The organism is Methylobacterium indicum, assembly GCF_001043895.1.
Taxonomy (GTDB): Bacteria; Pseudomonadota; Alphaproteobacteria; order Rhizobiales; family Beijerinckiaceae; genus Methylobacterium; species Methylobacterium indicum.
In genome coordinates this window covers 1-2,464 of sequence record NZ_JTHF01000426.1, presented here as the reverse complement: position 1 = coordinate 2,464, position 2,464 = coordinate 1, and the positions used below count along the sequence as shown (strand labels likewise).

At 73.6% G+C, this 2,464-nt stretch carries 4 protein-coding genes; all 4 read left to right on the top strand.

The window, feature by feature from the left end:
- Positions 1–338, top strand: a 338-nt coding sequence (locus tag QR78_RS31080) for an MFS transporter (protein ID WP_048431500.1), incomplete at its 5' end; no start/stop codon positions are given.
- Between the two features lie 99 nt (positions 339–437).
- Positions 438–1,280 carry a universal stress protein gene (locus tag QR78_RS31075; RefSeq protein WP_048431499.1) on the top strand — a complete coding sequence of 281 codons (843 nt, stop codon included), beginning with the start codon at positions 438–440 and terminating at the stop codon, positions 1,278–1,280.
- Between the two features lie 9 nt (positions 1,281–1,289).
- Positions 1,290–1,703, top strand: a complete 414-nt coding sequence (locus tag QR78_RS31070; RefSeq protein ID WP_048431498.1) for an HIT domain-containing protein — start codon at positions 1,290–1,292, stop codon at positions 1,701–1,703.
- 185 nt (positions 1,704–1,888) lie between these two features.
- On the top strand, positions 1,889–2,323 hold the full coding sequence (locus QR78_RS31065) for an acyl-CoA thioesterase (RefSeq protein ID WP_048431497.1): 435 nt from the start codon (positions 1,889–1,891) through the stop codon (positions 2,321–2,323).
- Positions 2,324–2,464: the final 141 nt, after the last annotated feature.

The following is a 2,464-nucleotide window of genomic DNA, read 5'->3' as shown; positions in this document are numbered from 1 at the left end:
TCGTCGCCCTGCGGCGGCTCGTCGTCGCCCTCCGGGGGCTTGGACTGGCTGCAGGCGGCGCCCTCTCGGGCTGGGTCGGGGGGCTGCTCGCCCTCCATCTCGGCTGGACCTGGGCCTTCCTGGCGCTCGCCGTGCCGGCCGGCCTCGCCCTGATGATGGCCCTGTGGCTGGAGGAGACCTGCGCGCCCGGCGGCCAGGACGGGGCGGGCGCCGCCTGCAGCCAGTCCAACCCCCCGGAGGGCGACGACGAGCCGCCGCAGGGCGACGACCCGCCGGAGGCGGCCGAAGAGGCCGAACCGCGCCGGCGCGGCGCGGTGGGGGCGCCGGCAGGATCCTGACGCTCCGCCGTGGAGGAGCCGCCCTGCCCCCCTGGACAGGGCGGAGGCCGCCGTGATGCTATCGCGGCGTCCTGAGGCTCCTGAGGTGAGTGCGCCGCCATGAAGACGCTTCTCGTTCCGGTCGCCCGCCATACCCTGCTCGATTCGGTGCTCGACACCGCCGTGCTCGCCGCTCGCCGGTTCGACGCCAGCATCGAGGGGTTCGGCCTGCGCCCGGCACTCGCCGAATACGTCCCCGTCGACATGGTCGGCGGCATGACCTGGGTGCGCGACGAGGAGGTCGACCTCGTCGAGGCCCGCGATTGCGGCGGGCTGTTCACCGCCGCGATGGACCGCCACGGCGTCGCCCGCGACAGCGCCGATGCCGGCCGCGGCGGTCCGCGCTACCGCTGGCGCCCCGACGCGCCTCCCGGCGACGGCTTCCTCGCCCAGCACGCCCGGCTGTTCAACGCGACGGTGGTCGGCCGGCCCGGGAGCGGGGAGGGCACGCCCCGGATGACCACCCTGGAGGCGGTGCTGTTCGAGAGCGGGCGCCCGCTGATCATCGCCCCGCCGACGACGCCCGCGAGCATCGGCGAGACCGTGATGATCGCCTGGAACGGCTCGACCGAGACCGCCCGCACGGTCGCCTTCGCGGCGCCGTTCCTGCGCGCCGCCTCGCGGATCGAGGTGCTGGGGGTCGATGCCGGCATGGTGCCGGGCCCGAGCGCCGAGGAGATGGCCGCCGCCCTCAACCGCGAGGGGCTGTCGGCGCAGGGGCGCACCCTCGCGGCCGGCCGCCGCGCCGTCGGCGAGGTCTTCCTGACCGAGGCGGAGGCGATCGGCTGCGACCTCCTGGTCAAGGGCGCCTACACCCAGAGCCGCCTGCGCCAGATGATTTTTGGCGGCGCCACCAGCCACATCCTCGCCCACGCCACCATGCCGGTGCTGATGGCGCATTGACGGATTCCGATGACCGATTTCACCCTCGATCCGCGGCTCTCCGCCGACACCATCGCGCTCGGCGACCTCGCCCTGTCGAGCGTGCTGCTCCTGAACGACAAGCGCTTCCCCTGGTTCGTCCTCGTGCCGCGGCTCCCCGGCGCCTCCGAGCTGACCGACCTCTCGCCGGAGGATGCCGCCCGGCTGATGGAGGAGACCCGCCTGACGGTCGGCGTGATGCAGACGCTCGCCCAGCCCGACAAGGTGAATGTCGGCGCGCTCGGCAACGTGGTGGCCCAGCTCCACGTCCACGTCGTCGGGCGCTTCCGCTCCGATCCGGCCTGGCCCGGCCCGGTCTGGGGCCACGGCACCCGCGAGCCGTATCCGGCGCACGCGGCGGCGCAGCTGGTGGAGCGGGCGCGGGCCCTGTTCGCCGCGGCGTGACGAATCCCGGGGTGCGGGCTTACGCAGCGCGAGGAACGGTCTCAGCAGATTTCGCCGAAGTGGTTACCGGTTCGGCGCCGAAAATCTGCGATAAAACAAGAACCTAAGCGTGCGAAGCGTTGGCCTGCCAACGCAAGTCTGCTTAGGGTGCGCGCGTCCTCCCCGAACCGCTGCTGGCCCTCCCGATGACCGACGACCCGTCCGCACCGCTCGCCGCCTGGGGCCCCCCGGTGATCCGCACCATCGCCATGCCGGCCGACACCAACCCGGCCGGCGACATCTTCGGCGGCTGGCTCATGGCGCAGATGGACCTCGCCGCCGGCAACGTCGCGGCCCGCCGCGCCCGGGGGCGCTGCGCCACCATCGCGGTCGAGGGCATGACCTTCCTGCAGCCGGTCGTGGTCGGCGACGAGGTCAGCCTCTACGCCCATATCGTGGCGGTCGGCCGCTCCTCGATCCGCATCCAGATCGAGGCCTGGCGCCGCGCCCGCGAGAGCGAGGAGACCATCAAGGTCACGCAGGCCCTCTTCACCTTCGTGGCGATCGACGAGAACCGCCGCCCGCGCGCGGTGCCGCCGGATGCTCACGGGGTCGGCGGGGCGACGCCCGGCGTGGCCTGACGTCGACGGCTCGTTCGACCCGCCGCGCCAGTGACGCGGCACGACCGGCGACGTGTGTCCCACGGTCCACGACACTGACGGATGCGCATGCCGAAAGGCCGGCGTTCCGTGATGGACCGACCCCTTTCCGGGCCCGTGCCG